Here is a 22,648-nt window from a genome sequence, read left to right as displayed (position 1 = left end):
TGTTGCGATCGTGCAGGTCTGGATAACCCCTGGGCTTACCCCGCCAACCTGCGGAATGTAGGGGCGTAGACGAACCCTGAGAAGAGCCGCCGGGCGGTTCGCACCACCGAGGCCTGGATCGTCTGGCCATTGGCACCACTGCGCGACAGCGCCACATCGATGCCACCGCTCGGGTGTTCCAGGCGCACCTCGGTGAGTTGCCCCGCGCCCTCGCCCAGCAGGTCGCCGATCACCGTACCGGGGCTGACACAGGCAGTCGCCAGCCCTACCGCGCCGGTGATGGCCAGGGCACGATGGCAGTTGTGCGGCATGAAGTAGCGAACCTGCACGGTGCCGTCGTAGCGTGGTTTGGACACCAACACCGGCTTGGGAATGACCATGCCACTGACATCACCCAGGCCCATGGCCTTGCCGGCCTTCAGGCGCAACGCCTCGAGGCGTGCGAGCAGCGCGCCGTTGGCGTCGAGTTCAGCCGGGGTTTCCGCGCCGCTGACCCCCAGTTCGCTGGCCTGGACCACCATCATCGGCATGGCCATGTCGATGCAGGTGACTGGCACACCGTCGATCACATCCTTGGCCTGGCCGGTGGGGAACAGCTTGCCGGTCTTGCTGCCGACCGCATCGAGGAAGGTCAGGTGCACCGGGGCGGCAGTGCCCGGTACGCCATCGATCGCCGTACGGCCTTCGTAGCGCACGATACCGCCGGGGGTTTCCACCAGCGAATTGACGAAGGTGCCAGTGTTGAGGTTGCGAATACGCACCAACGTCTTGCCGTCCTGGCCCTTGACCAGGCCCTGCTCGATGGCGAACGGGCCGACGGCGCACAGCATGTTGCCGCAGTTCGGGGCTGTGTCGACCCGGCGCTGGGCAACCATGACCTGGACGAACAGGTAGTCGACGTCGGCGTCGGCATGCAACGACGGGCTGATGATGGCGACCTTGCTGGTCTGCGGGCTGCCGCCACCGATGCCGTCGATTTCCAGTTCATGACCGGAGCCCATTAGGTTGATCAGCAATTCGTCGCGCTCGACCACATTGGCAGGTAGGTCCCAGGCGTGGAAGAACGGCCCCTTGGAGGTGCCACCGCGCATGAGTACGCAAGGAATTCGTTGCATGATTTCGCACTCTTGTTGATCAATGGACATCATTGATGCTGTGAGCAAAAGAGTGACAGGGATGGATAAATCAATCCAATGCAAATATCGTAGCCATTATTGCTTTTCATAAAATAATTCTCTGTCAAAAGCGCTGTGGTTTATTTATGGAATATGAGCTGCAAGACATCCGATCTTTCGTGAAAATCGCCGAACTCGGCAGCTTCCATGAAGCCGCCGAAGCCCTGCACCTGTCCCAGCCGGCGCTGAGCCGGCGGATCAAGAAGCTCGAAGAAGGGTTGGGCACCTCGTTGCTCGAACGCACTACTCGTCGGGTCAGCCTGACCAGCGTCGGGCGCGACTTCCTGCCCAAGGCCAGGCGGCTGCTGGATGATTTCGAGGACTCGATCCTCAGCATCCGTGAGCTGGCCGAGCGGCAGACCGGCCAGGTCACCCTCGCCTGCATTCCCACCGCCGCGTTCTACTTCCTGCCGTCGGTGATTCGCGACTACAACGAGCAGTACCCGAAAATCCGTATCCGCCTGCTCGACCTCAGCGCCAATGACGGGCTGGAAGCCGTGCTGCGTGGCGAAGCCGACTTCGGCATCAACATGATGAGCGGGCAACACCCGGACATCGAATTCGTCTCGCTGGTGCAAGAGCACTTCGTCCTGGCCTGCCGGCGCGACCACAAACTGGCGGGGCGTGAAGCCGTTACCTGGACCGAGCTTGCCGACTACCGGTTGATCGGCGTTGGCCGCCTGAGCGGCAACCGCATGCTGCTCGACCATGCCCTTTCCGGCCTCAACCTGCGCCCCAAGTGGTTCTACGAGGTACAGCACCTGTCCACCTCGCTGGGGATGGTCGAGGCCGGGCTGGGGGTATCCGCCATGCCCAGCCTGGCCATGCCCAGCGCCGACCACCCGACACTGGTCAGCGTGCCGCTGATCGAACCCCAGGTGACGCGCACCCTGGGCCTGGTGTACCGGCGCGGAGCGTCGCTGTCGCCTGCCGCGGAAAAGTTCGTTTCGATCCTGCTGGAGAAGTGGCCGAACCGCTGAACAGCCAGCGCCGCCAGGCCGATGCCCGGCCCAGACAACCAGCAGCGCCGCGCCCATGCTTCAGTCCCCACCCAGGCCATGCGGGTCGGGCCGGCGTTTCTCGATGGCGAATTTCAGCAACGCGGCGCTGCGGAACACGCCATGGGCGAACTTGCCGTAGGGCAGCGTGAGGAACAGCGCCATCACCGTGCCCAGGTGAATGGCCAGCAACATGGCCATCGCCCCGCTGTCACGCAGCGCCAGCAGTGCCAGCCCGCTGACGCTCACCAGCAACAGCAGCAGGATGAATGCCCGGTCCATTGGCCTTTGCCGGACATCGCCATGTGCCGGCGCCCGGCGCAGGTTCAGCGCCAGCAGCCCGAGCGGGCCAATGACCAGGCCAACCCCACCGACCGTACCCAGCAGCACCGGCAGGCTCAGCACCGGGTAAGGCGCTGCCAGGCCGAGCAGGTAGTGATAACCGGTGGCGACCAGCGTGGCCGCAAAGCACAGCAGGAAGCCGTAGAAGGTCAGGTGATGGAAGCGGCGCCGCCACAGCGTGTAGCGGTCGTCGGCATTGTTGCAGCCCTGGCCATGCCCTCCGTCGAGGTACTTCAGCGTCAGTACCGCCGCCGATGCCTCGAGTACAGCGCCATCGGCCGAGGCTGCCTGCTGCCCGGCCGGCGAAATCTGGCGCCAGAAGCGTCGCACCGCCAGTGCCAGCGCCACACCGGCAAGGCTGAACACGCTGCCGAACAACAGCGCCAGGGTGTTGTGCGGGAACACCGCATAGAAATCCCCCGCCAGCCGCCCGGGCAGCAAGGTGCCGTTGACCGCCAGGGCCAGCAACAGGAACAGCGACAGCGCCAGGGCCAGCGCGCTGGCGACATAGCCACCATTGTGCCGATACAGCCGGCCAAACGCCGCTGGCCAGGCATAGTCGGCGTAGGTTTGGCCGCGCACCTTGGCCATCGCCTGCGGCACGTTGACGGCGAACTCGTGAGGCGCAGCGTACTGGCACGCGTGCAGGCAGGCGCCGCAGTTGTGACACAGGTTGGCCAGGTAATGGATATCAGCCTTGCCGAAGGTCAGCCGGCGGGTCATCGCCGGGAACACGGCGCAGAACCCTTCACAGTAGCGACAGGCATTGCAGATGCTCATCTGCCGTTGCACTTCCTGTTCCTCCAGGTTCAGCAACGGGATCAGTTCGGGGCCGCTTGCGGCAGGTTGGTACTGGCGGGGGTCAGGCAGTTGCGCGGTCATGGCGGGCCTCGTCTGGGGATGGAATGCGCGCGGCAGCGGCGGCGCGGGTACCGGCGATACGCCCGAAGGCGGTGCCAATGGACATGCCGACACCGGCGGTATAACCCTTGCCCAGCACGTTGCCGGCCATCATTTCACCGGCCACGAACAGGTTCGGGCTGCGCCGGCCGGCGAAGTGAACGGCGGCGCTCTCGTCGGTGCGCAGGCCCAGGTAGGTGAAGGTGACGCCAGGGCGCAGCGGGTAGCCGTAGAAAGGCGGTGTATCGATGGGCAGGGCCCAGTGGCTCTTGGCCGGGACAAGACCGACGGTGTGGCAGTCATCCAGCCGGGTATGGTCGAAGGTGCCGGGCTGGCAGGCGCGGTTGTAAGCCTGCACGGTGTCCACGAAGGCCGCCGGCGGCAGCCCAAGCAGGCCCGCCAGTTCTTCGAGGGTGTTGGCCGTGGTGCCTGGGAACACCGGTGGCATGAAGCGGCCCAGGGCCTTCTGGTCGATGATGGAAAAGCCGACCTGGCCCGGCTGATGAGCCACCAGGCGGCCCCAGATCGCGTAGCGCTTGGGCCAGAAGTCTTCACCCTCATCGTAGAAGCGCCGGCCTTCGCGATTGACCACCAGCCCCAGCGAAACGCAGTCGATGCGGGTGCAGATGCCGCCGTCGTAAAGCGGCGCGCGGGCATCGATAGCTACCATGTGCGCCTGGGTCGGGTCACCGATGGTGTCGGCGCCCAGGTCGATCATGCGCCGCAGCAGCACGCCGTCATTGAAGCGGGTACCGCGCACCAGGAAGTTGTCCGCCGGCCATTCGCCGCGCTCGTTCTGCCCCCAGGCTTCACGCAGCCAGCTGCGGTTGGATTCGAAGCCACCGGCGGCCAGCACGCAGCTGCGTGCCTGGATGCGTTCGGCCGGCAACTGCCGCCCGCCTACCTCGCGCGCCGGTACATGGGCGGCGACGAAACGGTCGCCCTGCAGCTCGATGTCGCACACCGGGGTGTCGTAGCGAACCTCCACGCCCAGGCGTTCGGCGCTGCGGAAATAGGCATTGATCAACGCCTTGCCGCCGCCCATGAAAAACGCATTGGTCCGAGCCGTGTGCAAGGCCCCGGACAACGACGGCTGGAAGTGCACACCGTGACGCCGCATCCAGTCGCGGCAGTCGGACGACGCCCTGATCACCAGCCGCGCCAGTTTTTCGTCGGTCTGGCCGTCGGTGACCTTGAGCAGGTCTTGCCAGAACTCTTCTTCCGGGTACGCATCGACCAGCACATCCTGGGGTGCATCGTGCATGCACCGCAGGTTGCGGGTGTGTTGCGAGTTGCCACCTCGCCAGGCACGCGGCGCGGCCTCCAGCAGCAGCACACTGGCGCCGGCCTCACGTGCCATCAAGGCCGCGCACAGGGCGGCGTTGCCACCGCCAATGACAAGCACATCGATCATTTTGCCTCCAGGTCTCGAGGAGCCAGAACGGTCGGTGTGCTCCTCGCGGACCACGGAATCTAATGACCCCGTGCGGGTGACGAAACGCGATCAGCGGGGGTAGGTGTTCAGTTTTTCTAAAGGGTGGCGACGCCGCACGCGCCGGTCATAGCAGTCGCGCCCCTGGCCACTGGCCTTGGGCGACCAGGTCGCGGGCAACCTCATGCAGTACGATCCGGGTCGCCAGCGCAGCTGGCGAGAGCTCGTCTTCACTCAGGCTCACCACCAGGTTGCGGCGCTGCGCCTGGGCATCGTCGATGGCGAATACCCGCACGCCGGCCTGGGCTGCCCTGGCTACCGCGGCACCGGGTTGCAGGGTGGCAGCGTGGCCGGCCGCCACGCAATCCATGAGCAGCGACAAACCGTCGACCTCCATGACGATGTCGGCCTCCAGGCCGGCCCGGGCCAGGACCGCCTGCAAGGTCGAACGCAGGCCATGCTGGGTACTGGGCATCACCAGTGGCAGCGTGGCGATCTGCTGCAAGGTCAGCGCATCGCCCCAGCCATCCTGCACCAGGCGCTGCGGCACCAGGGCGAACAAGCGCTCCTGCAACAGCGGGCGCACCTCCAGCCGCGCCCCCGCTTCCGCCTGGAACAACACCGCCAGGTCCAGGTGCCGGGCGTTGAGCTGGCTGAACAGATATCCCGAGAGCATCTCCACCAGGTGCAGGTGGATGTCCGGATAGCGCTGGCGCATCCGCTCGATCAGGGCCAGGCCCAGGACCGATGCAGTGGTTGGCGCCAGGCCGACGCTGACATAGCCGCTCATGCGCCCGCTCTGCGCCGCCAGCATGGCGTGCTCGGCCTGGCGCAGCGCCAGCCGCGCGTGGTACTCGAAGGCCAGGCCCGCCGCTGTCGGCGTAACACCGGTACTCGAGCGAGTCAGCAGGCGTGTGCTCAGCTCGCTTTCCAGCTTCGACAGCTGCTGGCTCAGGGCGGACGCGCCTACCCCTAGCTCGAGCGCGGCCCTGCCCAGGCTGCCGTGCTCCAGCACACTCAAAAAGTAGCGAACCTGGCGTAACTCCACATTGACCTCGCGATGCCCTTGCCCTGCCCGCATTGTACGCAGGATCGGTGGCTGCTCGCGGCCTACTTGTCGCTCGGGGTGACCAGTACCGTCTCTTTGCTGTCGAGCACGAACACCGCCATCAGCTTGGCCGGCTTGCTGTCGCTGGCGTTGGCGCTGACGCCGTGGAACGCGCCCGGGGCCTCGTACCAGTTCTCGCCGGGCTTGTAGACCTTGGCCGGCTCGCCATTGACGCTGCTGCGTACTTCGCCTTCAAGCACGGTGGCGTAGATGAAAGCGGAATTCGGGTGGCGGTGCGCGGGTGATGCGGCGCCCGGCGCGTAGTCGACGATGACCCCGCGCATGCTCTTGCCTGGGACGTTCGGCAGCGGCTTGTCGAACACCACGGTGACCTTGCTCAGCGGGCGTTCGGCGGCGATCGTCGGGGTGATGGCCAGCACGCTGAATGCGGTGGCCAGGAGGGTGCGATTGAACATGCTGATGCTCCTTGAGTTAACGGGTGGGTGCCAGGTGACTCACTGGCGCGCCAGCCAGTCTTCGAAACGGATGGTGCCAAGCCGCGCGCCGCTGCCGGGGGTGAGAGCCCTGTCATCGAGCTCGGCGCCGAAATAGCGGGCGTGCACGTCGGCCACTACCTTACGGTTGTCACCACGCAGGCGCAGGAAGCGGCGCACCAGCTCGTCCATCGGCAGCGCCTCTGGCCCGGCCATCTCCAGCGTAGCGTTGGCTGCCGGTGCCAGGGCCACGTCGAGCAGCGCCGCCACCACGTCATCGGCAGCCAGCGGCTGGAACAACGCCGGCGACAGATGGATTTCATCACCGACAGTACCCGCCTGGGCGATGCCTTCGACAAATTCGAAGAACTGCGTAGCCCGCAGCACGGTGTACGGCAGCCCGGAGTCCTTGATCAACGCCTCCTGGGCGACTTTGGCGCAGAAATAGCCGTTGTCCGGCAGGCGCTCGCTACCGACGATCGACAACACCACATGATGCTTCACCCCAGCGGCTTTCCCGGCTGCCAGCAGGTTGCGCGTGGACGTCTCGAAGAAGTCCAGCACCGCCTGGTCCTCCCAGGACGGTGCATTGGCCACGTCCACCACCACATCCGCGCCATCCATCGTCTCGGCAAGACCCTCGCGGGTGATGCTGTTGACCCCGGTGCTCGGCGCCGCCGCGACGGCCTGGTGGCCGCGCTCATGCAGGCCGTTGACAAGCTTCGAACCAATGAGGCCGGTGCCTCCGATGACCACGATTTTCATTCGGCTGTCTCCACGTGCACGACCGCAACCACTGCCGTCGCCTGGCTGCAGCATGCGCCGCCTGGCACAGCGAGTCCTTGTTCATTGCCTGGATTTGCCTCCACGCAGGCTTCAATTTGCGTCCAAACTGTTCAAGCCGGGCGCAGGCCAGTATTGCCGCCAGGGCAGCTGCCGTATCATCGACGGAGACCTGAAACCAGGCGCCTCGGCCACCAGGCCCACGGCGTGCGAGGGATGCCACGTGCCATTCGTGTTTGACGACTATCAGCTCGACGAGCAGAGCCGGGAACTGACCCGCCAGGGCCAGGCCGTGGCCATCGGCCCGCAGGTGTTCGACCTGCTGGTACAACTGGTCAGCCACCGCGACCGGGTGCTCGGCCGTGACGAATTGCTGGCGCGGGTATGGAACGGCAAGGTGGTCTCCGAATCGACCATCACCAGCCACATCAATGCCGTGCGCAAAGCCATCGGCGACTCCGGCGAGGAACAACGGCTGTTGCGCACCGTGCCGCGCAAGGGCTATCGCTTCGTCGGCGAAGTGCGCGAACCCACTAGCGGCCCGGCGCAAGTCGTGGCCGAAACAGCGCCGACGCCCAGCGGGCCTGCGCTGCCGGACAAGCCGTCGATCAGCGTGCTGCCATTCCAGAACCTCAGCGGTGACCCCGAGCAGGACTATTTCGCCGACGGCGTGGTCGAAGACATCATTGCTGCCCTGTCACGCAACCGCTGGCTGTTCGTCATCGCCCGCAACTCCAGCTTCACCTTCAAGGGCCAGCGCATCAACGTGCAGCAGGTAGGCCGGGCACTGGGCGTGCGCTATGTACTCGAAGGCAGCGTGCGCCGGGCCGGCCAGCGGCTGCGCATCACCGGCCAGCTGATCGACGCCAGCACAGGCGAGCACCTGTGGGCCGAGCGTTTCGAAGGGCCGCTGGATGATGTGTTCGAGTTGCAGGACCAGGTCACCGAAAGCGTGGCAGGAGCGATCGCACCGCAGCTGGAGCGGGCCGAGATCGAGCGGGCCAAGCGCAAGCCCACCGCCGACCTTGGCGCCTACGATTTCTACCTGCGCGGCACGGCCAAGCTGCACCACGGCAGCCGCGAGGCGATCGCCGAGGCATTGACACTGTATTACCACGCCATCGAGCGCGATCCGGAGTTCGCTTCGGCCTATGGCATGGCGGCATGGTGCTACTTCTGGCGCAAGCTCAATGGCTGGATGGACAACCGCGCCGAGGAAATCGCCGAGGGCGCCCGGCTCGCGCGCCTCGCGGTGACGCTGGGGCGTGACGATGCGGTGGCCCTGACCCGCGGTGGCCATGCCCTTGGCCACCTGACCGGCGACCTGGACGGTGCCATCGCCTTGCTCGACCGGGCACGCCTGCTCAACCCCAACCTGGCGCCGGCCTGGTACCTGGGCGGGGTGTTGCGGGCGTTGCGTGGCGAGACCCAGGCCGCCATCGACAACCTCAGCCATGCCACCCGGCTGAGCCCACTGGACCCGGAGATGTTCCGCATGCAGGTGGGCATGGCGTTGGCGCACTTCTTTGCCGGGCGCCTGGAGCAAGCGCTGGAGTGTGCGGAAAAATCGTTGGGCAACCTGCCCAACTTGCTGGTCGCGGTAGCCCTGGTCGCCGCCAGCCATGCCCTGAGCGGGCGGCTGGACAGCGCCTACCGGGCCATGGCGCGCTTGCGCGAGCAAGACCCGGGGCTGCGTGTATCGACCTTGCGTGAATGGTTGCCGATCCATCGCGACGAGGACCTGGCCCGGCTGGCCGAGGGCCTGCAACTGGCCGGTTTGCCAGCCTGACCAGCAAACCGCCGGCCAGGCATAAGCCACTAGCGGTCTGGGTTCACCCTGGCCAGCCAGTCGCTACGGGTCATCTCCCAGATCTCGACGCGCATTGGCCCGGCAACGAAATCGCCATCGCGCACATCGACCAGGTTCATGCCTTCGTGTTCCGAAACCTTGCGCGACGCTTTGTTGGCCACCGCCTTGGGGACCCGCATGACGCGGCGCGACAAGGTCTCGAACCAGTAAGCATTGATGGCCCGGCAAGCTTCGCGCATATAGCCTTGGCCCCACCACTGCGGCGCCAGCCAGAATCCGCGGTTGTTTCCCGCCTGGTCATACAGGCTGATGCTGCCGATGATGCGCTCGTCTTCGTCGCGCAGCCGGATCATCCAGTGCCACTCTCGGCCGGCGGCGATCGCAGGCAGGGCGATTTCACGCACATAGCTCAGCGCACCGTCCGGCGGATACGGCCATGGAACGCGACGATCGAGGTAGCGCACCACCTCCCATTGGGGGAACAACGCCTGTATTGCCTGGGCATCCTCCAATCGAAGTGGTGTCAGCAGCAGACGCTCTGTGAACAATGTTGCAAGGCCATCCATGCCTGCGCTCCCGAATATCCTCAGCAATGAGCCAGTTTCTGAAAGTGGAGTCCGCGCCTGGCACGCTCATCGAAGCTCAACGAAAACAGGTCGCCAAGCGGCCTGACGATAACACTGTTGCCCTGAACCAGGGGACGCTGCTGAGCCCAGCTTGGCACTTCGATGCCCAGTTTGCCCGCGTGCAATTCGACTACCGGCACGGTCGAGCCGTTACCCGGCCCTAGATCAGGCGCTACCGCGAACACCGGCGCAGCCGGTGCCAGGCACCGCGCATCAACCGGCACCTGGCTCGAGAGGAAAGACAACCCTGAAGGTCGTACCCCGTTCTGCACTGGAAACGACCTTGATCGCGCCGCCATGGCTGGTGACAATCTCGTTGGCAATGAACAAGCCAAGTCCCAGCCCATGCGATTTTCCACCCTCGGCATGGCCCGCCCGGGCCAAGCGTGCCTCGGGATTGAACAGGTACATCATGCGGTCTGGAGAAATGGGATTGCCCCAGTTGTGAATCTCGATCACCGCGCAATCGTTCTCGGTCGCAAGCCTCACCTGGATCGGCAAGCGGGTATCGCCGTGGCGTATGGCATTGTTGACCAGGTTCGACACCGCCTGGGACATGCGTGACGGGTCGAAGCTGGCCGGCAATGGCGCCGTCTGCTCCAGGCGCAGGTCTATCTGCGGTTGGGCCAGGCTGACTTCCTTGACGATAGCGCTACACAGTGCGGTGAGTTCACTCGGCTCACGCTGTATGGGTATGCCCATGCTCAGATTGCATCGGGCCAGGTCGAGCAAATCGTTCACCAGGTCGTTGGCACGCCCGGCGCTCGCGTAGATCTGGGTGACCACTGTCCGTTCCCGGGGCCCCAGCTGTTGGCTCTTGGCAAGCATATCGGCCCCCATGGTAATCGCTGTCAGTGGCGAGCGAAGGTCATGGCCGAGTACACCCAGCACCATCTTGCGGGTGGTCTCGACGGCTTTGCCATACGAAGCGATGGATTCGCCCAGGGCCTGGTCGATGGCTTCGTTGAAGCGGATGATCTCCGCCACCCGCTCGGGCTGGTCGATCGACGTTTCCTGAGCAAGCCACAGGCGCAACACGCTTGAGCGAAGGGCGCGGTACTCCGACACCATCTGGTCCATGCTGAAGCCGTCCATCAGGCGCATGACTGCGTGGGTTTCTGCCGCACTTTCGCGCGCCGACACCGGAGCGAGGCCCCGGGATTTGTCTATTTCCTGCTGTACGGTCTGGTGGGTTTGCATGTCCCGCACCACGGCCAGAAGAATGTGCGCGGCGTGGTTCCTCAGGCCCGATGTGCTCAGTGTTTCCCTGGGTAGGTCAACCGTCCGGGCGAAGTCTTCCCAAGCCTGGAGGATGCTTTCCATCCGCTCAATGATGAACGTAGACAACCGCATGCAGTCATTCCTCCGCTGCTTGACCAGGGCAGTTTTCGATTGGGTGAAATAAGCGTAGCGCTGCAAAGCCGGGTTTTCGAGCCGGGCGCCACCTTTCTGGCGTTTGTAACGCTACCGTCTGGCAGTTTCCCAGCGAGTAAAAATGTACGGCTTGTTGGTGAACCCGTGTCGGGCGGCGCAGTCATAGCCGGGCCCTTTGACCGGCCTCATTGCCAACCTCCTGCCGAGCTGTCTGCCTCATGCGCCACGCTGCCTGCTGCTCCCGCCTTGTCTCGCTCTGCCTGTTGCCTTTCCTGCCGCTGTTGACCAGCCCCGCCCATGCCAGCGGGGAGCGCCAGCTGGTGGCGGCGATCAACGACTACCGCGCCCAGCCACAGCGTTGCGAGCGGCGCCTGGTTCGGGCCCAGACGCCGCTGGCGCTGAAGGCGAACCTGGCGCTGCCGATTGGCTATGGGGGTGGCTTGCGCGACGGCTTGAAGGCGGTTGGCTACCAGGCAGTGAAGGTGCGGGCTATCCGCCTGGTCGGCGCGCACGATGCCGAGGAGGCCTTCGACATGCTGCGCAGCGACTACTGCGCTGCGTTGCTCGATAGCCAGTATGCCGATATTGGCGTGCGCCGCGCCCGCAATGAGTGGCAGGTGGTGCTGGCGCGCCCGTTGCTGGAGGCGCAACTCGGCGACCGACGCAGCACGGGCCAGGCGTTGCTGGCCCAGGTCAACGCGGCCCGGGCCAAACCGCGCCTGTGCGGGCGCCAGCGCTTTGCTGCCGCACGCCCGCTGAGCTGGAACAGCGCCTTGGGTACGGCCGCCCAGCGCCATAGCCGGGCGATGGCCAACGAAAACTTTTTCGCCCACCGCGACCTCGACGGTGACCTGCCGGCGGACCGGGCGCGGGATGCCGGCTACCGCGGGCGCCAGATCGGCGAGAACATCGCCGCCGGCCAGGGCTCAGCGAGCAAGGCGATGGCAGGCTGGCTGGCCAGCCCGGGACATTGCGCCAACCTGATGAACCCGATGTTTACCCAGGTGGGAGCGGCATATGCCGAGAATTCGCGTAGCGATGATGGGGTTTACTGGACGATGGTGTTCGGCGCGCCCTGAAACAGGCCGCCGGTACTCGACAGGGCTGGGTTGCGGCACAGGTTGCCCGTGGGTAAATGCGTCCTGAGGATGACACAGCGCTTGCCTATGACACGTTGTGTCATTAAGATCGCATTGTGTCCTGACGTCGCCCCGCGCCGCTCAGCCGCTGTTCGCCACCCCATGCAGGTACCGCCCATGACGACCACCATGCAAACCCCCAAGGACCAGCTCGTCAAACACGCCCAACAGCAAATGCTGACGGCGCTGGCCGACAACACCTACACCCCACGGCAGAAACTCGCCCTCACCTGTCGCATCCTGTTCGACGCTGGCCACGATTCCGGCCTGGCCGGGCAGATCACCGCGCGCGCCGAGCAACCCGGCACCTACTACACCCAGCAACTCGGCCTGGGCTTCGACGAAATCGCCGCCTCCAACCTGTTGCTGGTGGACGAAGACCTCAACGTGCTGCAAGGCCGCGGCATGGCCAACCCGGCCAACCGCTTCCACAGCTGGCTGTACCGCGCACGTGCCGACGTCAACTGCATCATCCATACCCACCCGCTGCACAGTGCCGCCCTTTCGATGCTGGAGGTGCCGCTGGCCATCTCGCACATGGACCTGTGCCCGCTGTTCGATGACTGCGCGTTTCTCAAGGAATGGCCCGGCGTACCGGTGGGCAATGAAGAAGGCGAGATCATTGCCCGGGCGATCGGCGACAAGCGCGCGATCCTGCTTTCCCACCACGGCCTGCTGATCGCCGGCCGCTCGATCGAGGAAGCCTGTGTGCTTGCCATGCTGTTCGAGCGCGCGGCCCGGATGCAGCTGCTGGCCATGGGCGCCGGCGACATCCGTCCCATCCCCGAGGCACTGGGCAAGGAAGCCCACGACTGGATCTCCACCCCGAAACGTCATGGCGCCGCGTTCAGCTATTACGCGCGCCGTGCCTTGCGTGCCCATGGCGACTGCCTGGGCTGATCGACGATGTTGCTCCCTATCTCCTACAACGGCAGAGGTGCCTGCTCATGTCTACATCTGTAATTCGCGGCGTTATCGGCTACACCATCACTCCTTTCATGGCAGACGGTACGCCTGACCTGGATGCCCTGGGCCTGTCCATCGACCGCCTGATCGCCGACGGCGTGCACGCCATCGCCCCGCTGGGCAGCACCGGCGAGGGTGCCTACCTGTCCGATAGCGAATGGGAAACGGTGGTGCGCTTCAGCCAGGCGCGCATCGCCGGCCGTGTGCCAAGCGTGGTCAGCGTCTCCGACCTGACCACCGCACGCACCGTGCAGCGTGCCCGCCTGGCCCAGGCCTGCGGCGCCACCGCAGTGATGGTGCTGCCCATTTCCTACTGGAAGCTCACCGAAGCCGAAGTGCTCGCCCACTACCGGGCCGTGGGCGCGGCGATCGACATTCCGATCATGCTCTACAACAACCCGGGTACCAGTGGCACCGACCTGTCGGTAGAGCTGATCCTGCGCATCCTCGACGAAGTGCCCAACGTGACCATGGTCAAGGAAAGCACCGGTGACATCCAGCGCATGCACCGCCTGTTCAACGCCACCGATGGTCAGGTGGCTTTCTACAACGGTTGCAACCCGCTCGCCCTGGAAGCCCTGGTAGCCGGTGCCAGCGGCTGGTGCACTGCCGCGCCCAACCTGATCCCGGCGCTGAACCTGGCGCTGTGGGACGCGGTGCAGCAAGGTGACCTGGGCGAAGCCCGTGCGCTGTTCTACCGGCAGTACGAACTGCTGGAATACATCACCCGTCGCGGCCTGCCCACCACCATCAAGGCCGGTTTGCAGATGCTCGGTCAGGAGGTCGGCGCCCCCCGCCTTCCGCTGCAGCCACTGGATGCGCAGGGCAGCGCCTACCTGAAAGGCTTGCTGGAGGAACTCGGCGCGGGCAACTGACCGGATCTGCCCTCCCCACAGTTAGCGCGCTGCCCAGCTGGCGCAGGACCTGTGGGAGAGGGTTTGTTCGCGCAACGGCACAACCGGTGCCATGCAAGCCCGTCCCCACAGACCACTCATGCGATCGGATTGGCATGCGTCACCCGTCCCTGCACCCCGGGCCGATTGACGAACAACATATCCAGCACACTGTTACGCAACCCCTTCAAGGCATTCCAGTTCGCTGACGTATGGATGTACCGGTGGCGCAACAACTGCTCCTCCTCTTCCGTCAGCCCAGGCTGCTGCCGGTCGCCGAAGGCGAAGGCATGCAACTTGCGGCTGATCGCCAGCAATTCTTCCGGCAACCGATGCTCAGCGTGCCCGCCCAACGACGCAAACGGCACCGCCGCTCGCACCGCCAGCTCACGCATGATGCTCAGGTACACCCGAGATAGCTGCCCCGCTACTTCCCGTTCACGGTATACCGCCGCATACACCTGCTTGTACGCCTCATCCGAGCGGCCACCGGCAGCTGGCACCTCCCAGGCCAGCACCCGCGCTCCGGGCAAGTCCGGCATCGAGGCCAGCAAGGCATTCATCGTGGCATATACGCGTGTCTGCTCGGCACGCATACCCTGCAGCACGCGCTGTGATTGCGGTTTGCACAGCAGTACCTGTTCCTGCGTGGTCTGCGGATAGCCTCCGCCGATGTTCGAGTGCACGCCAGGTAGCACGATGTCATGGCCGCTGCACACCAGCGGGTAGTTGTGCCGCTGCTCGTCCCGAGCCACCAGTTGCACCGTTTGCCGGGCAATGCCGGGGGCCAGCCCCAGGCGCAAGCCGGCGTGACGTTCGTCCGCCGGGTCGAAGTCACCCTGCAACGGCGCGACGATTGCCGCCACGGTGTCGAACAGGCCGATGAAATTGATCACGATGGCGCAGGGCCCAGGTAACAACAAGTCACAGCCATCGTGCAGCAGGTTGGCCAGATGCCGGGCTGCCGCCGCCCCCCGGCTGAAGCCGAAAAGGTCGAACTCGACGCGCTCAGGCCTGGCCCGGGGATGCGCCTGGCACCAGCCGCGCAGTTGCCCGGTTATAGCGTCCAGCGCCTCGGCAACCCGCGCCTTCACCCCCGTCGACCCACACCCGGTGGCAGACGCATACACCTGGTCCGCCTCGCCCGCCAAGGTCCCCACGCCTTCGACATAACGTTTCAGAAACGCCATGCGGCCCTCGGCATCGGCCCCCTGCCCCGGATACAGGGCATGCAACAGGGCCACATTGCTCAATGCGTTGGCATAACTGGCGCCCATGCCCACCGGCACCTCCGGCTGTGTCGCATTGTTCTGGTTGTTGCCGGTGCCATCGAAGAACACCCCGAAACGCAGGGCGACCGGGGACATACATTCATTGTTATAGCTGTTCGGTACCATCAGCGTGCTTCCTGCTTGTTCAAGAAGCACAAGCAAGCGCCAGCGCGCCGCGATGGAACATCAGCCAATGGCCAGCCATGATCCGGAAAATTCCGCGCGTGCATGGCCCCCGGCAAGGATAATTTTCCCTGCCGCCATTGGTCGCCGCCCCCCCGGATGGATTAAAGTATCAGCCCTTGCCAGGGCAGCTGCTTCCAGTTGCCTGCGGCCTCACACCAGGAACCGTCGCCGATGGAACACCGTGAAGCGCTGATCGCGCTGCGCACTTTTCTTTCTTCCCAGATCCTGGGCCAGGAAAAACTGGTCGAGCGACTGTTGATCGTGCTCCTGGCCGATGGCCACATGCTGGTCGAGGGTGCCCCGGGCCTGGCCAAGACCAAGGCCATCAAAGAGCTCGCCGAAGGCATCGAGGCGCAGTTCCATCGCATCCAGTTCACCCCCGACCTGCTCCCGGCCGACATCACTGGCACCGAGATCTACCGCCCGGAAACCGGCAGCTTCGTGTTCCAGCAGGGCCCGATCTTCCACAACCTGGTGCTGGCCGACGAAATCAACCGTGCCCCGGCCAAGGTGCAGTCGGCCCTGCTCGAAGCCATGGCCGAGCGCCAGGTCAGCGTTGGCCGCAGCACCTACGACCTGTCGCCGCTGTTCCTGGTCATGGCCACGCAGAACCCGATCGAGCAGGAAGGCACCTATCCGCTGCCTGAAGCCCAGCTCGACCGCTTCCTGATGCATGTGAAAATCGGCTTCCCGGACGCTGCGGTAGAGCGGCGCATCCTGTTGCAGGCCCGTGGTGAAGCCCTGGGCGGCGAGACCAAGCCCGAGCGCCGGGTCAGCCAGCAGGCGATCTTTGCCGCGCGCAAGGAAATCCTCGGCCTGTACATGGCCGACGCGGTGGAGGAATACCTGGTGCAACTGGTGATGGCCACCCGCACCCCGGCCAAGTTCGACAGCGAGCTGGCCGACTGGATCGCCTACGGTGCCAGCCCGCGCGGCTCCATTTCGCTGGACCGCTGCGCGCGTGCGCATGCCTGGCTGGCCGGGCGCGACTTCGTCAGCCCCGAAGACATCCAGGCGGTGCTGTTCGACGTACTGCGCCACCGCATCATCCTTTCCTTCGAGGCCGAGGCCGCCGGGATCGACCAGGACCGCGTGGTCCAGCGCATCCTCGACGTCGTCGCCGTTGCCTGAGCCCATGCCCACCACTTCGCTGGCCGAGCCCGGCATCCGCATCGGCCTTGCCGAGCTGATCGACATGCGCCACCGCGTGCGCGAAATCCAGCTGTTTTCCCGGCCTGGCCAGCGCAGCCCGCTGGTGGGCCTGCATCATTCCAAGCTGCGCGGGCGCGGCGTGGACTTCGACCAGGTGCGCGTGTACCAGGCCGGCGACGATGTGCGCAACATCGACTGGCGCGTCACCGCGCGCACCCAGGAGCCGCACACCAAGCTGTTCCACGAAGAGCGCGAACGGCCGATCTTCATCCTCGTCGAGCAAAGCCAACGGCTGTTCTTCGGCTCGGGGCTGATGTTCAAGTCGGTGCTGGCCGCCCAGGCTGCGGCGCTGTTCGGCTGGGCCGCGCTGGGCCACAACGACCGCATCGGCGGGCTGGTGTTCGGCGACAACGAACACCACGAAATCAAGCCGCGACGCAGCAAGCAGAGCCTGCTGCAACTGCTCAACCGCCTGGCCAAGGTCAACCAGGCACTGCACACCGAGGCCACCCCCGGCACAGACAGCCTCGGCCTGGCCCTGCGCCGCGCCCGCGAGGTCCTGCGCCCTGGCAGCCTGGCCATCATCATCTGCGACGAGCGCTCGCTCACCGCCCAGGTGGAACAGCACCTGGCCATGCTGTCGCGTCATTGCGACCTGCTACTGATGCCGGTATCCGACCCGCTCGACCACGCCCTGCCCGCCGCCGGCCTGTTGCGTTTTGCCCAGCGCAGTGCGCAGCTGGAGCTCGACACCCTCGACGCCAACCTGCGCCAGGCCTACCGCCAGCAGGCCGAAGCGCGTATCGAGCGCTGGGAACTGATGGCGCAGAAGCTGCGCGTGCTGCTGATGCCACTTAGCACCCAGAGCGAAATGATCGAGCAACTGCGCGAATACCTGAATGCCCAGCGGCCGCGGAGCGCGTCATGAAGAGCAGCGGCCAATGAACCCGCTTGACCAACTGCAACCGCTGATTGCCCCGGCGCCAATCGGCCTGTGGCCACCGGCCCCCGGCTGGTGGGTGTTGCTGGCCATGCTGCCGCTGCTGAGCTGGGGCCTGTGGCGGTTGCGCCGCTGGCGCCCGGGCAAACGCCGCGTGGTACGCGCCGAGCAACCGCTGGACCCTGTGCGCGTGGAGGCGCTGGCCGAGCTGGCCCGCCTGCCGCGCCCCTATGACGGCGCCCCCGCGGGCGCCTGGCTGCAACAGATCAACGCACTGCTCAAACGCCTGTGCCGCACCCACTACCCGGGGGCCAACAGCCATACCCTCAATGGCCGCCAGTGGCTGGCGTTTCTCGACAACCGCTGCCCGGCCGCCGGCCTGACCCGCTGGATGGTGCTGGTCGAAGGCGCCTACAAACCCGAGTGCAAGCTCGACGACAAGGCCATCGCCGGGCTCAGCCAGGCCGTCGAAACCTGGATTCGCAAGCATGTTTGAACTGGCCTGGCCGTGGGTCTTCGCCCTGTTGCCGTTACCGTGGCTGGCGCGCCTGGTGCTGCCGGCCGCCGACAGCGGCGAACCGGTGCTCAAGGTCGGCTTCCTCAACGAACTGGAGAGCCTCGCCGGGCGCCGCGCGCGGCTGAACCTGCCGACCTGGCGCCAACAGGCGCCGTTCGTCGTCATCTGGCTGCTGTTGCTGTGCGCCGCCGCCCGCCCGCAATGGCTGGGCGACCCGGTCCCGGTCGCCGCCAGCGGCCGCGACCTGCTAGTGGCAGTGGACGTGTCCGGGTCGATGGACTTCCCCGACATGCAGTGGCAAAACGAAGAAATCAGCCGCCTCGACCTGGTCAAGGCGCTGCTCGGCGACTTCCTGCAGGACCGTGAAGGCGACCGCGTGGGCCTGATCCTGTTCGGCAGCCAGGCTTATCTGCAGGCCCCGCTCACCTTCGACCGGCGCACCGTGCGCACCTTCCTCGACGAAGCCCAGATCGGCATCGCCGGCAAGAATACCGCGATCGGCGACGCCATTGGCCTGGCGGTCAAGCGCCTGCGCCAGCGCCCGGCACAAAGCCGGGTGCTGATACTGATCACCGACGGCGCCAACAACGGCGGGCAGATCCACCCACTGACCGCCGCCCGCCTGGCCGCCCAGGAAGGCGTGCGTATCTACACCATCGGCATCGGCGCCAACCCCGAAGCCAGTGGCACCCCGGGCCTGCTCGGCCTCAACCCGAGCCTCGACCTGGACGAAGCCTCGCTCAAGGAGATTGCCGAGATCACCCACGGCAGCTATTTCCGTGCCCACGACGGCGTCGAGCTGAACGCCATCGGCGACACCCTCGACCAGCTCGAACCCGTGGCCCAGCAACCGACCCAGTCACGTGCGGCCAAGGCCCTGTACGCCTGGCCGCTGGCCCTGGCGCTGCTGCTGAGCGTGCTCCTGGTCGTGGCCGTGCAATGGCCCGACAACCTGCTGCAGCGCGTATTGCGCAAGCCGCGCTTCCTGCAGCCGCACCCGGAGTGGCGCCAACGCCTGAAGCGCCTGCGCCTGAGGAGGCGGCGATGAGCGAACTGTGGCCTGAATGGTTGCGCCCGCTGTGGCTGCTGGCCGTGCCGCTGCTCGGCTGGCTGCTGTACAAGCTTTGGCATCGGCGCAAGCGTGCCGGGCGTTGGCAGATGATACTGCCGCCGGCATTCCATGGCGTGCTGCTCGGCGGTGGCAGTGGCAGCACCAGCAAGCTGCCATGGGTGGCGCTGGGCCTGGCCTGGGCGCTGGTGGTCCTGGCCCTGCTCGGGCCCAGCTGGCAGCGCGTGGAGGAAGGCCGCCAGCGCCCGGCCGACCCGCTGGTGATCCTGCTCGAACTGACCCCGCAGATGCTCGCCGAGGACAGCCCCCCCAACCGCCTGGAGCAGGCGCGGCGCAAGATCCTCGACCTGCTGGAGCACCGCCGCGACAGCCAGACCGCGTTGGTGGTCTACGCCGGCTCGGCGCATATCCTGGTGCCGCTCTCCGACGACCTGGCGACCACCCGCAACCTGCTGGAGGCGATCGACCCGTCGATCATGCCCAAACCCGGCCAACGCGCCGACCTCGCCGTGCAGAAAGGCCTCGCCCTGCTGGCCCAGAGCGGCCTGGGCCAGGGCCGTCTGCTGCTGATCGGTTCCTCGCTCAGTGCTCCGGAGCGCCAGGGCATCGCCCAGGCCCTTGGCCGCCAGGGTCCGAGCCTGCTGATGCTGGGCATCGGCAGTCGCGAAGGTTCGCCGGTGCGCCAGGCCAACGGCGAATACCTCAAGGACGACCAGGGCGGCATTCTCTTGCCGCGGCTGGACAGCGCCAGCCTCAAGGGTTTCATCAGCGGCACCGGCGGGCGCTACCGGCATGCCCGGGTCGACGACCTCGACCTGCGCGGCCTGGGCCTGTTCGACAGCCCGCGCAGCGGGCGCAATGACGGCCAGACCTTGCAACTGGACAGCTGGGCCGACCAGGGTTACTGGCTGCTGCTGCCGCTGTTGCTGCTGGCCGCCTGCGCCGGCCGCCGCGGCTGGCTGTTCTGCCTGCCGTTGCTACTGGCCGTGCCACAGCCCGGTCACGCCTTCGAATTGAATGACCTGTGGCTGCGCCCCGACCAGCAAGGCCAGCGCCTGCTCGAGCAAAACCGCCCGGCCAGCGCCGCGCGTCACTTCCGCGACCCGCAATGGCGCGGCATGGCCCTGTACCAGGCCGGCGACTATGCCGCTGCCGCCGAAGCGTTTTCCCAGGGCGACACGGCCGCAGCCCACTACAATCGAGGCAATGCGTTGGCTCGCAGCGGTGAGCTGGAAGCTGCGCTGGACGCCTATGAGCAGGCCCTGGAACGCCAGCCCGACCTGCAAGCGGCGCTGGACAACCAGGCGTTGGTACAGCAACTGCTGCAACAGCGCACGGCCAAGGCCGACGAGCAACCGGCCAGCAGCGAGGCCCAGGGCACCCCCGGCAGCAAAACCGAAGGCAACAGCAGCTCGGCCAGCAGCCTGGCCCAGGGGACGCCCGGCAGTGATGAACAGCCTGGCAGCGAACAGCCAGGTGAAGGCAGCGGCCACAGCCAGGCCCCGTCCGGCAACCAGGCGGGCGCAGATGACAGCGTCATCCAGCCGCCGCAGCGCCCGATGTCGACCAGCCTCGATGCCGAGCAACGCCAGGCCCTGGAACAATGGCTGCGCGAAATCCCCGACAACCCGGCCGAGCTGCTGCGGCGCAAATTCTGGTATGAACAGCAATTGCAACAGGAAAACCCACAATGAGTCGCTTCGGCGTCTTTCTACTCTGCCTGCTGTGGGCCGTACTGGCCCAGGCCGAACCGCTGCTGCGCGCCAGCGTTGACCGTACCAGGCTGGAGGCTGGCGAAAGCCTGGAGCTGACCCTGGAAAGCCAGGACGTCACCGAATTCGGCAAGCCCGACCTGCGCGCGCTGGAAAACGACTTCGAAGTGCGCGGCACGCGCCAGCTGAACAGCCTGCACAGCCTCGATGGCGAAACCCGCGCCAGCACCCGCTGGATCATCACCTTGCTGCCAAGGCGCAGTGGCAGCCTGCGTATTCCCGAACTGCAACTGGGCCAGTCGCACAGCCAGGCGATCGACCTGCAAGTCCTGCAAGCCGACGCCAGCCGCCAGGACAGCGCTTCTCAGGTATTCATCGAAGCAAGCCTCGACAGCAGCGACGTTTATGTCCAGGCCCAGGCCGTGCTGACCCTGCGTATCTACCACTCGGTGGCGCTGTATGACGACAGCAGCCTGAGCCCGCTGCAACTGGAAAATGCCAAGGTCGAACCGCTGGGTGAATCCCGCACCTATGAAAAGGAAATCAATGGCGTTCGCCATGGCGTGATCGAAACCCGCTATGCCATCTATGCCCAGCAAAGCGGCACCCTCGACATTCCGTCGCTGACATTCACCGCCACCGCTGCCGCCAGCCCGGACGACACCGCAGCCGCCAACGGCACGGCCCGTACCGGCCGCCAGGTGCAGGTCAGCTCGCTGCCGCTGCGCCTGGCCGTGCGGCCGATTCCGCCGGCCTGGCCGGCTGGCGTGGCGTGGCTACCGGCCCGCAGCCTGAGCCTGGAAGAGCACTGGAACCCCGACCCCGGCAGCCAGCAGGTACAGATTGGCGACTCGCTGACCCGCAACATCACCTTGCGAGCCGACGGCTTGTCCAGCACCCAGTTGCCGCCGCTGCCAGCCACCGAAATCACCGGACTGCGCCGCTATCCCGACCAGCCGCTGCTGCGCAACGAGATCGGCGAGCGTGGCATGACCGCCAACCGCGAAGAGCGCGAAGCGCTGGTGCCGACCCACAGTGGCGCGCTGGCATTGCCGGTGCTGGAGGTGGCCTGGTGGAACACCCGCGAAGACCACCTGGAGCACAGCAGCCTGCCGGCGCGTACGCTGAACGTGCAGGACAACCCGGCATTGAGCGCCGACACCCCGGTGGGTGACGGCAGCAGCGCCAGCAGCCTGCTATGGCCGTGGCAGCTGGCCACCCTGCTGTTTGCCCTGACCAGCGTGCTGGGCTTCGCCCTGTGGTGGCGCGCCCGTTCGCAACCGGCCGTGCTGCGCTCCGCACAGAGCGGGCCGAGTCCGCGTACCCTGCTGGATGACCTCAAGCGCGCCTGCCAGGCCAACGACCCGCAGGCCACCCGCCAGGCACTGGACGCCTGGGCCCGGCAGCAGCCGGAAACCCTGGCCGAGATGGCGGCGCGCTTCGTGCCGCTGTCGGATGCGCTGGACGGGTTGAACGGGGCGTTGTACAGCGAGAGCGGGCAGTATTGGCAGGGTGAGGATTTGTGGCGAGCGATCGGTACCATTCCGCCGGCTGAGCAGGTGTTGCTGCCGGCTGGCGAGAACGGCAGCTTGCCGCCGCTCTATCCCAAGTAATTGCTGCCTGCAGCCGTTCACGCCGCAAACGGGATCGCATGGTTGCCAGGGGTTCGTCCACACAGGTTCAGCGCCTGCGAGATCGAGCGCCGCCCGCGCGGCGCTCGGTCTCACCCACACTGAAGATCTCCAGCCGAGCACCGTTGCCCACACGCTTGGGGTACCATACCGTCCTTGCGCAACGCCCATCACCCAAGCCAAGCCCCTG

At 66.1% G+C, this 22,648-nt stretch carries 20 protein-coding genes; 11 read left to right on the top strand and 9 right to left on the bottom strand.

The features are described 5' to 3' along the window. Positions 1-35 precede the first annotated feature (35 nt). Positions 36-1,115: a 4-oxalomesaconate tautomerase gene (locus B4L76_RS18430; protein WP_296234470.1), complete on the bottom strand. Its 1,080-nt coding sequence runs from the start codon at positions 1,113-1,115 to the stop codon at positions 36-38. A 146-nt stretch (positions 1,116-1,261) separates the two neighbouring features. Between B4L76_RS18430 and B4L76_RS18425 the strand changes: the two genes are divergently transcribed. Then, positions 1,262-2,155, top strand: a complete 894-nt coding sequence (locus B4L76_RS18425) for a LysR family transcriptional regulator (protein WP_170029032.1) — start codon at positions 1,262-1,264, stop codon at positions 2,153-2,155. A 60-nt stretch (positions 2,156-2,215) separates the two neighbouring features. Here the strand turns inward: B4L76_RS18425 and tcuB are convergent, their stop codons facing one another. The 5 genes from tcuB to B4L76_RS18400 all read right to left on the bottom strand — a co-directional run bounded on the left by tcuB (position 2,216) and on the right by B4L76_RS18400 (position 7,154). Next, entirely contained in the window at positions 2,216-3,397 is a 1,182-nt protein-coding gene (tcuB, locus tag B4L76_RS18420; protein ID WP_296234468.1) for a tricarballylate utilization 4Fe-4S protein TcuB, read from the bottom strand. Next, entirely contained in the window at positions 3,378-4,829 is a 1,452-nt protein-coding gene (gene tcuA, locus B4L76_RS18415) for an FAD-dependent tricarballylate dehydrogenase TcuA (protein WP_296234467.1), read from the bottom strand. The genes tcuB and tcuA overlap by 20 nt, the downstream gene beginning before the upstream one ends. A 145-nt stretch (positions 4,830-4,974) precedes the next feature. Next, on the bottom strand, positions 4,975-5,895 hold the full coding sequence (locus B4L76_RS18410) for a LysR family transcriptional regulator (protein ID WP_296234466.1): 921 nt from the start codon (positions 5,893-5,895) through the stop codon (positions 4,975-4,977). Between the two features lie 62 nt (positions 5,896-5,957). After that, on the bottom strand, positions 5,958-6,371 hold the full coding sequence (locus tag B4L76_RS18405) for a cupin domain-containing protein (protein WP_296234465.1): 414 nt from the start codon (positions 6,369-6,371) through the stop codon (positions 5,958-5,960). A 39-nt stretch (positions 6,372-6,410) separates the two neighbouring features. Continuing rightward, positions 6,411-7,154 (bottom strand): SDR family oxidoreductase, encoded by a 744-nt coding sequence (locus B4L76_RS18400; RefSeq protein WP_296234464.1) that lies wholly within the window; start codon positions 7,152-7,154, stop codon positions 6,411-6,413. A 241-nt stretch (positions 7,155-7,395) separates the two neighbouring features. Between B4L76_RS18400 and B4L76_RS18395 the strand changes: the two genes are divergently transcribed. Next, entirely contained in the window at positions 7,396-8,961 is a 1,566-nt protein-coding gene (locus B4L76_RS18395) for a winged helix-turn-helix domain-containing tetratricopeptide repeat protein (RefSeq protein WP_296234463.1), read from the top strand. A gap of 29 nt (positions 8,962-8,990) precedes the next feature. Here B4L76_RS18395 and B4L76_RS18390 read toward each other — a convergent pair whose 3' ends face one another. Next, entirely contained in the window at positions 8,991-9,548 is a 558-nt protein-coding gene (locus B4L76_RS18390) for a GNAT family N-acetyltransferase (protein WP_296234461.1), read from the bottom strand. Between the two features lie 273 nt (positions 9,549-9,821). Then, positions 9,822-11,027: a HAMP domain-containing sensor histidine kinase gene (locus B4L76_RS18385; RefSeq protein ID WP_349679071.1), complete on the bottom strand. Its 1,206-nt coding sequence runs from the start codon at positions 11,025-11,027 to the stop codon at positions 9,822-9,824. Between the two features lie 173 nt (positions 11,028-11,200). Between B4L76_RS18385 and B4L76_RS18380 the strand changes: the two genes are divergently transcribed. The 3 genes from B4L76_RS18380 (at position 11,201) to B4L76_RS18370 (ending at position 13,962) form a co-directional block, all read left to right on the top strand. After that, complete coding sequence (locus tag B4L76_RS18380) at positions 11,201-12,061, top strand: CAP domain-containing protein (RefSeq protein WP_296234460.1); 861 nt, start codon at positions 11,201-11,203, stop codon at positions 12,059-12,061. A gap of 177 nt (positions 12,062-12,238) precedes the next feature. Continuing rightward, complete coding sequence (locus B4L76_RS18375; protein ID WP_296234458.1) at positions 12,239-13,021, top strand: aldolase; 783 nt, start codon at positions 12,239-12,241, stop codon at positions 13,019-13,021. 47 nt (positions 13,022-13,068) lie between these two features. Further along, a complete protein-coding gene (locus B4L76_RS18370; RefSeq protein ID WP_296234457.1) occupies positions 13,069-13,962 on the top strand; it encodes a dihydrodipicolinate synthase family protein in 894 nt (297 codons plus the stop codon). 116 nt (positions 13,963-14,078) lie between these two features. Here B4L76_RS18370 and B4L76_RS18365 read toward each other — a convergent pair whose 3' ends face one another. Continuing rightward, positions 14,079-15,347, bottom strand: a complete 1,269-nt coding sequence (locus B4L76_RS18365) for a T6SS phospholipase effector Tle1-like catalytic domain-containing protein (protein ID WP_414707222.1) — start codon at positions 15,345-15,347, stop codon at positions 14,079-14,081. 261 nt (positions 15,348-15,608) lie between these two features. Between B4L76_RS18365 and B4L76_RS18360 the strand changes: the two genes are divergently transcribed. The 6 genes from B4L76_RS18360 to B4L76_RS18335 are packed head-to-tail and all read left to right on the top strand — an operon-like array spanning position 15,609 to position 22,440. Further along, positions 15,609-16,568 carry an AAA family ATPase gene (locus B4L76_RS18360; RefSeq protein ID WP_112252082.1) on the top strand — a complete coding sequence of 320 codons (960 nt, stop codon included), beginning with the start codon at positions 15,609-15,611 and terminating at the stop codon, positions 16,566-16,568. A gap of 4 nt (positions 16,569-16,572) precedes the next feature. Beyond that, positions 16,573-17,517 (top strand): DUF58 domain-containing protein, encoded by a 945-nt coding sequence (locus B4L76_RS18355; protein WP_225776947.1) that lies wholly within the window; start codon positions 16,573-16,575, stop codon positions 17,515-17,517. Positions 17,518-17,530: 13 nt separating this feature from the next. Beyond that, positions 17,531-18,025 carry a DUF4381 domain-containing protein gene (locus tag B4L76_RS18350; RefSeq protein WP_296234453.1) on the top strand — a complete coding sequence of 165 codons (495 nt, stop codon included), beginning with the start codon at positions 17,531-17,533 and terminating at the stop codon, positions 18,023-18,025. Then, on the top strand, positions 18,018-19,094 hold the full coding sequence (locus tag B4L76_RS18345) for a vWA domain-containing protein (RefSeq protein WP_296234452.1): 1,077 nt from the start codon (positions 18,018-18,020) through the stop codon (positions 19,092-19,094). Before B4L76_RS18350 ends, B4L76_RS18345 begins: the two co-directional genes overlap by 8 nt. Then, the gene (locus B4L76_RS18340; protein WP_296234450.1) at positions 19,091-20,809 is read left to right on the top strand and encodes a tetratricopeptide repeat protein; all 1,719 of its coding nucleotides are present in this window, start codon (positions 19,091-19,093) and stop codon (positions 20,807-20,809) included. Before B4L76_RS18345 ends, B4L76_RS18340 begins: the two co-directional genes overlap by 4 nt. After that, positions 20,806-22,440 (top strand): BatD family protein, encoded by a 1,635-nt coding sequence (locus tag B4L76_RS18335; protein ID WP_296234448.1) that lies wholly within the window; start codon positions 20,806-20,808, stop codon positions 22,438-22,440. Before B4L76_RS18340 ends, B4L76_RS18335 begins: the two co-directional genes overlap by 4 nt. Positions 22,441-22,648 lie beyond the last annotated feature (208 nt).

It is taken from the genome of Pseudomonas sp. UBA4617 (assembly GCF_002386445.1).
Taxonomy (GTDB): Bacteria; Pseudomonadota; Gammaproteobacteria; order Pseudomonadales; family Pseudomonadaceae; genus Aquipseudomonas.
Note: the sequence above shows the minus strand (reverse complement) of the source record. Positions and strands in the feature narration are given on the sequence as shown.